Origin of the sequence: Sodalis sp. (in: enterobacteria) (assembly GCF_047607725.1) — a bacterium.
Taxonomy (GTDB): domain Bacteria; phylum Pseudomonadota; class Gammaproteobacteria; order Enterobacterales; family Enterobacteriaceae; genus JBLKSS01.
The window spans coordinates 1-6,270 of the sequence record NZ_JBLKSS010000200.1; the positions used below are offsets into that span (position 1 = coordinate 1).

Annotated in this window: 6 protein-coding genes and 2 pseudogenes; 2 read left to right on the forward strand and 6 right to left on the reverse strand. The window is 57.1% G+C overall.

The window, feature by feature from the left end; translation table 11 throughout:
• Window positions 1-1,224: 1,224 nt before the first annotated feature.
• The 6 genes and pseudogenes from repA to ACMX3H_RS16075 all read right to left on the reverse strand — a co-directional run bounded on the left by repA (window position 1,225) and on the right by ACMX3H_RS16075 (window position 4,635).
• Window positions 1,225-2,086: pseudogene (repA, locus tag ACMX3H_RS16050) on the reverse strand (plasmid replication initiator RepA).
• A 297-nt stretch (window positions 2,087-2,383) separates the two neighbouring features.
• Window positions 2,384-3,175, reverse strand: a complete 792-nt coding sequence (traX, locus tag ACMX3H_RS16055) for a type-F conjugative transfer system pilin acetylase TraX (RefSeq protein ID WP_415211541.1) — start codon at window positions 3,173-3,175, stop codon at window positions 2,384-2,386.
• Window positions 3,162-3,680, reverse strand: a complete 519-nt coding sequence (locus tag ACMX3H_RS16060; RefSeq protein ID WP_415211542.1) for a DUF2726 domain-containing protein — start codon at window positions 3,678-3,680, stop codon at window positions 3,162-3,164. The genes traX and ACMX3H_RS16060 overlap by 14 nt, the downstream gene beginning before the upstream one ends.
• A 36-nt stretch (window positions 3,681-3,716) precedes the next feature.
• Window positions 3,717-3,935, reverse strand: coding sequence for a hypothetical protein (locus ACMX3H_RS16065; protein WP_415211543.1), 219 nt, complete (start codon window positions 3,933-3,935; stop codon window positions 3,717-3,719).
• Window positions 3,932-4,459, reverse strand: a complete 528-nt coding sequence (locus ACMX3H_RS16070; protein ID WP_415211544.1) for a conjugative transfer relaxase/helicase TraI domain-containing protein — start codon at window positions 4,457-4,459, stop codon at window positions 3,932-3,934. Before ACMX3H_RS16070 ends, ACMX3H_RS16065 begins: the two co-directional genes overlap by 4 nt.
• 17 nt (window positions 4,460-4,476) lie before the next feature.
• Complete coding sequence (locus ACMX3H_RS16075; protein WP_415211545.1) at window positions 4,477-4,635, reverse strand: hypothetical protein; 159 nt, start codon at window positions 4,633-4,635, stop codon at window positions 4,477-4,479.
• A 279-nt stretch (window positions 4,636-4,914) separates the two neighbouring features.
• Between ACMX3H_RS16075 and ACMX3H_RS16080 the strand changes: the two genes are divergently transcribed.
• On the forward strand, window positions 4,915-5,124 hold the full coding sequence (locus tag ACMX3H_RS16080; protein WP_415211546.1) for a hypothetical protein: 210 nt from the start codon (window positions 4,915-4,917) through the stop codon (window positions 5,122-5,124).
• A gap of 101 nt (window positions 5,125-5,225) precedes the next feature.
• Window positions 5,226-6,131 (forward strand): annotated as a pseudogene (locus ACMX3H_RS16085) (virulence-associated E family protein); the annotation flags it as partial.
• Window positions 6,132-6,270 lie beyond the last annotated feature (139 nt).

The window sequence follows — 6,270 nt, forward strand, 5'->3', positions numbered from 1 at the left end:
GCCAATCTTTCTGAACGGCCATTACACCTTTATCAGTGAAGGGAAAGAACTCGATCTGGACGCTATGATTGAGGGACTGACGTTGTCATAAACCGTATGGCAAGTCCGCAAAATTTTGGCGGCTTTCCGCTTACAACCCCGTAATGAATTTTTTGTAGCGCCACCACCATCAGAAGTCTCTGATGGTGGAATGAAAATTAAAGTATACCGGTTCGTGAATGGCGACACATTATCCGTTGACAACATTATGAATAGTTACTATTTCGCACATAACAATAAAAGAGGGGCGCTATGCCAGAAAGGAGAAGAAAGAATTATTTACCCAATATTATTAACGAACGTGAGTTATAATTCTTGAATTAACCGAGATGAAACTTTTTTATTAATTGGCAGGGTGCCGATTCAAGTCTCTCTTTGACAAACTGCACGGCTCTAGGTGCGCGTAGCGCACGAAAGGCGGCAAATGGAGTCACATAGTTCACGAAACTCCAATGCCGCCGAAGCCCGGCGCAGGCGATACCATCCTCACAGATACCCCATACCCGCCCTTCGCCCTGCTAGACCGGGTTTTAAAGGCTTGAGCTGTGCGAAAGCCGCCCAACTGAACAATCAGCAACACGAAAGCCAAAGGGTCGAAGACAAAAGAACGTCAAAGCGACACACACCCTTCAAAAATAACCAAAACTAAAACCGGAACCCCATTAGTTACAGCATTCATAATTCTTTTTCCTGCCGAGCAGTTGGCTTGTTAGGGAAAAGAACTGTGGGCGGGGCCGCGGGGTTTTTTGTTTGTTTGTTTGTTTGGGTGTTTGGGTGTTTGCGGATTGGGGTGGTTGGAGGTAGGGGTGGGTTTGGGTGACTGAGCGGCGCGGGCGAGCTCGCTGTAAGCGAAGCCTTTTTTGGTTTTGGGGTGGGCGGGTGAGTGTGTGCTTGTTGGTGAGGTTATCCCCAGAGCGGTGCTCTTAATTATCTTTTTCTGTAATAGGAAATTACAGTTATTTTGCATTTATTTCATAGGGGTTATCTATTGATGGTTTTCCCTTGCATCTGTTGGTGGATAAAAAAGACCGGGGGTCGGTTTGGGCGGAATTATGGGGTGGGTGAGAGGGAAATGACAGCGGAGAGAGGCGTGAAAATAAGGGGTGTGGTGGGGTAGGGGCGTGCGGAAGCCTACGCCGTGAAGCGCATCATTTTTCAGGGGCGGAAAGCCGGGCAAAAGAGAGGTTAGGGGGTGTCTGGCGGTGGGGCTGTAGAGGCGGCCAGCTTGCGCAGGGCATGGTAACGCTGGTCGACCAGACGCCTTAGTCCTTGGTGACCCATCGCCTCCAGTTCATCCTTGCTGTGCAGCTTCACCAGGTCGTTCATGATGGAGTGCCGTGCCTGTGAAGGCTTCATCTCATCAATCTTGCGCGCATGACGACGCTGCTTGTTGAACGCCCGCTTCTTCAGGCGATAATCAAACGCTTTCTTGATGTGCTTTTCTTTGGCGCGACGACGGGCTTCGCTCAAGGTGATGGGGCCTTCGCCTTTGTCACGCAGCTTCTGGTTTTCCCAGGCCAGCTGCTGGCTCTGTGCCGACAGGAATTTACCCACCTCGTAATCGATAAGCACAAAGAACAGCTCGGTGACCCAGATAATCTTGGGGATATAGGAATGTGTGCTGTCGTCCCAGACGCGTTCGCATTTGATGGCGCCCAGCTCTTCCAGCGTCGTCAGCGCCCGGCTGGCGCGTGAACAGCTGCTCCACGTTGGCTTCCACCTTGCCGGAAACGATATTCAGCCGGTCTGCCATCGCCACCATCAGCGCGTTAACCGCCCGCGCCCGGTGGGCGTTCATCCGTTTGATAAACGGTTTTTTCAGGCCGGTTTTCACGTCAAGACGTGGCGTGGTGTACCAGGCTTCATGGCGGGCCGGATTGCTGTTCTGGGCTGCCTTGACCAGGGCTTTGACTATCGCCGGCTTGGCCGCATCCGGCGTCGGTGACCGGTAGCAGGGGTAAGGGTTGCTGACATAACAGTCCCGCACCGGGCTGTTGAGCGTTGTCTGCGAAGCAGGAGAGAAGAGTTCAGTCACCGCTCCCTGCACTTAAGGTCGGCAGGGGGGTTTGATCTTGAGCGCGCCTGAGATATAATTCCCGCAGGCACCGCGCCTGCTTACGACCCCCGAGTTTACGTCTGATCCGACCAAAGATAGTGCGTAACTTGGGGGTACTTGCGTCTGGAGCCTGGCTCCATCCTGTCCACCTTCCGGCGTGGACGACCAGCAAAAACCAAATTTTCCCTGCTTTACCAAAAGCCGCCGCAGCGGTAAAGCCGGCCGTGCGCGCACTCATCGCCAGGTCGAGCGATAACGGTGCAATCTGCACGGGCGCGGTCAAATGCCTCATCCGGCCCACCCGGCAACCAGGCCCAGCGCCAGCAGATGAGCCACATAGGCATGCAGGAAAAACCCCAGCTTCAACAGGCGGCGCTGCGGATCGAGGGGGCTGATGGCCACCACCGCCAGGGCACCCGCTATCAGCAGCGTCGGCAACAGCAGGCCCGCCAGCATCATGCTGTGCCCCAGCCCGCTATTCAGCCGCAGTGTGAGTATCGGCCAGCTGACGATAGCCAGCCCGCGCAACCAGCCGGCCTCGCTGACGGTCGGCGGCAGGGTGACGCACAGCCCGTAGCTCGCCAGCAGCAACAGCAGGCCATCTACGCCATAGGTGCCGGGGGTGGCGACGTCGTACCCCCACAGTGCCAGCAGCAGTGCCCCACCCACGCCGCCGTTGGGGGAGCCCTGGTGGACCGGCCAGTGCGCCATCGCCAGCGCCTGGGTCACTACCGCAAACAGAAACAGGATATTCGGCTCATACAGGGTGAAACCGTCGTGGCGCATCACCAGCCAGTACCTCGGCTGGGCCAGCAGCGCCCATCCCCACAGCCGGGTGGCCTGCGCCTGTCTGACCGGCCGGCGCGCCAGGTTAACGCCCCATACCAGCGCGAACAACGGAAACGCGCCGCGCCCGAGCAGCAGCAGGGTCGGCGAATCCAGCCCCAGCGCCCGATTGGCATGGTCAAGCACCATCAAGGCCAGCGCCAGCAGCTTTATCACATCCCGCGGCAGCGGGGTAAACTGCACCACGGCGGACAAGGTACGGCGTTCGCCGCTGCGGGGGTCAAAGTGCGTCACTGTGCGTGGCCTGCTCGGTGAAGTCGGTAAAACTGTTGACGCGCAACACGCGTATGCCCACCTGCGCCATCACCTGATTGAAGGACTTATCCAGCCTGAGGCGTTTTTTGAATTGATGCGTGCTCTCATCGAGCATAATCACCGCCTTGACCCGGAGTTGCGGGTCAAGGCAGACAAAATCAGCGTGCCAGTGCGCGAGCGGTTTCAAAAAACGCAGCCGCATCGTGGCGTCAATCGCCTGTTTGGGGTTCACTTCCAACAGGTCAACCACCCTGACCTTGGCCATCACGCTATCGCCGTCAGGCACAAACCCCTGAAGCTGAGACAAAAAGGCCCTTTCTCCGTCCGTTAAAAACGGCTTCCTGACATAGACCCCGCACGGCGCGCCTCTGCCACCGATAAGGTTTTTCATTACCGTTCGCAACGCGAAAAAAATCGCCAGCAACACGATAAGCGCGCCCCACAACGTCATATCCATTTCTTCTCCCGTGATGTCAATCGCCATACGTCAGTCGCCGCCCAGCGTTTTTTCTTTGATACGCTACGGTCTCTGCGCCTCATCGGGCACGATACCCGACGCCGGGGGCGACAATCGGCTGCGGGCCGCCGCACTCTCCCGCACCACCTGCTGGATTGCCGCATCCTGCTGACGCATCGGCGCCAGCACCTCACGCACCAGGGCGTCCGGCAGACGGTCCCGCACCGCCTCAGGCCGGATATCCCCCGTCTGGAACAGCCTGAGCAGCTGTTCGTCGCTCAACCCGTCCAGCTGACGCGGCGAGGCGGGCTGCCGTGCCTGCGCTCAATCTGTTCCTGCAGCGCACGCTGTTGTTTCTCTTCCGGCGTTTCCGGCAGGGTTAGCGGGGTGTCCGGCGGACGCGCCACCGCCTGGACCGTAGCGTCATCCACCCATAACCGGCCACCGGCCATCGCCTGCGGGTTAAACGGCACGCCGTCACCCTGCAGCCGCACCACCACGCCGCTGTGCGGATAGCGCGCCGCCAGCGCGATACCCTCTTTCATTGACGTCGCCAGCCGGGTTTCCTGATGGGTGCTAGCCTGCAGCGCCACAAACTGCGCCCGCTCACTGCCCAGCACGCGACCCTGGTCTGGCAAGCCCCCGAAGCTTTTCCCCTGGGCATCCATCAGCGGGGCCAGCCAGGCGCCGGCCACCTTGCCATTGGCGTCATACGCCGGCAGGATAGCGTGCGGCTGCGGGTATTTTTTCCCCGGCGCCACAAAGTGCGCCAGTGTATTGCCCGACAGGCTGCTTCCGCGCAGCACCGACCGCCCCAGGGCGCTTACGTTCCGTCCAGGGAGGGTGTCTTGCCATACAGCGTGTGGGCGGCTTTCTCGCTACCGGACGCCATCCCCAGCACCGCATCGTGCGCCGTGGTGCGCGCCTTCACTTTCCCTATCGCCTTCAGCCACCCGGCCTCGTCATCGGTGTACACCTGCACGTGCTCTTTGGCCGTAAGCGCCCCGTGGAGGACGTCTTGAATTATTGGTGGGTTTGTTATATGAGACAGTAAACCTACGTTACACGCTTATGCTCATTGCATTTTCACCTTGTATTGATTTTAATAACTTTTATTTCCATCCCGGTTTGAGTGATATGAAATTAGTGGTTCTGAAGTTTGTGATAGTGTCCATTAAAATTTAAGTGGACACTATCATCGCCGGATTATCCCTGATCTGACAGCCGTCCCTTATAGGATGCGGGTTCACTAGGCATCGTAGTGGAACATATTCTTACCGGGCCATACAACAAACCCACCAATAATTCAAGACGTCCTCCACGGGGCGCTTACAAATGGCAGGCCCTTATAGCTCCTGGGTTGATATGGGGAATCGTCTGGCGTGGTTCAAGGGTACCGAGTACGAAGAGCGGGCATGTGAACTGTGGATTGAATGGTCCGCCGCCGCGAAGTGGGATAACGGCGCGCTGAAGGCCGATCGCACGGGCTATCAGGCCATCTTCAAGCGTGCGGCTGATACCGGTTGGCTAAACCCCGGCTCAGAGCGCATGAAGCATCCCGTCGCAGTGGCGGAGGACTTTGAGGACCTGGGCGAGATTGAACCGGCTAATAAAAAGCCGTGGCAGGCCTTTGTGCGCAAAGACAAGACCGGCGTCATTAAAAACACCATCGATAACGTCACCAAGGCCATTGCTCGGCCTGATTTCTGCGGCGTGCAGGTCCGCTTCGATCAGTTCCGCGACGAAATCATGCTGGCTGAGGAGGGCGATAACCAATGGGTGCCCATTACCGACCCCGATTTTAGCCGACTGCGTATCACTCTGGAACGGCGGCAGTTTGACCCAGTAAGTAAAGAGCTAATGCGGGACGCGGTGTTGCTGGTTGCTGATGAGAACCCGTTCGACAGCGCAATCGAGTGGTTGAATAGCGCCGATTGGGATGGCGTGCCGCGCGTGAAGACCTTCTTCGAGACGTATTTCGACGTCGAGCCGTCGGAGTATACCTCTGCGGTATCGCTCTACGCCTGGACAGCGTTGGCGGGCAGGGTGCTATCACCGGGCTGCAAGGCGGATATGGTCCCCGTTCTGGTGGGTGAACAGGGTTGCGGTAAATCCACCGGCATTGCGGCGCTATCACCGGCACCCGATTTCTTTACCGAAATATCCCTTGCGGAAAGAGATGAGGACCTTTCACGAAAAATGCGCGGCCGGCTGGTAGGGGAAATCTCCGAACTGCGTGGCCTGAACTCCAAGGAGATTGAGTCTATCAAGGCATTCATTACTCGTACGCACGAGGTCTGGGTACCCAAATATCGTGAATTCGCCACACAGTTCCCGCGTCGTCTGGTGATGTTCGGTACCACCAATCAGGAAGAGTTTCTGGCAGATGAAACAGGCAACCGGCGTTGGCTACCGCTGCGCGTTGGTAAGGTGCGCGTAGACGATATCAAACGCGATGTGATTCAGCTGTGGGCCGAGTAAGCGCCCCGTGGAGGACGTCTTGAATTATTGGTGGGTTTGTTGTACGAGACAGTAAACCTACGTTACACGCTTATGCTCATTGCATTTTCACATTGTATTGATTTTAATAACTTTTATTTCCATCCCGGTTTGAGTG

Coding starts and splice junctions, on each gene's coding strand:
- ACMX3H_RS16060 (WP_415211542.1), bottom strand. CDS start 3,680: ATGGCGATTGACATCACGGGAGAAGAAATGGATATGACGTTGTGGGGC.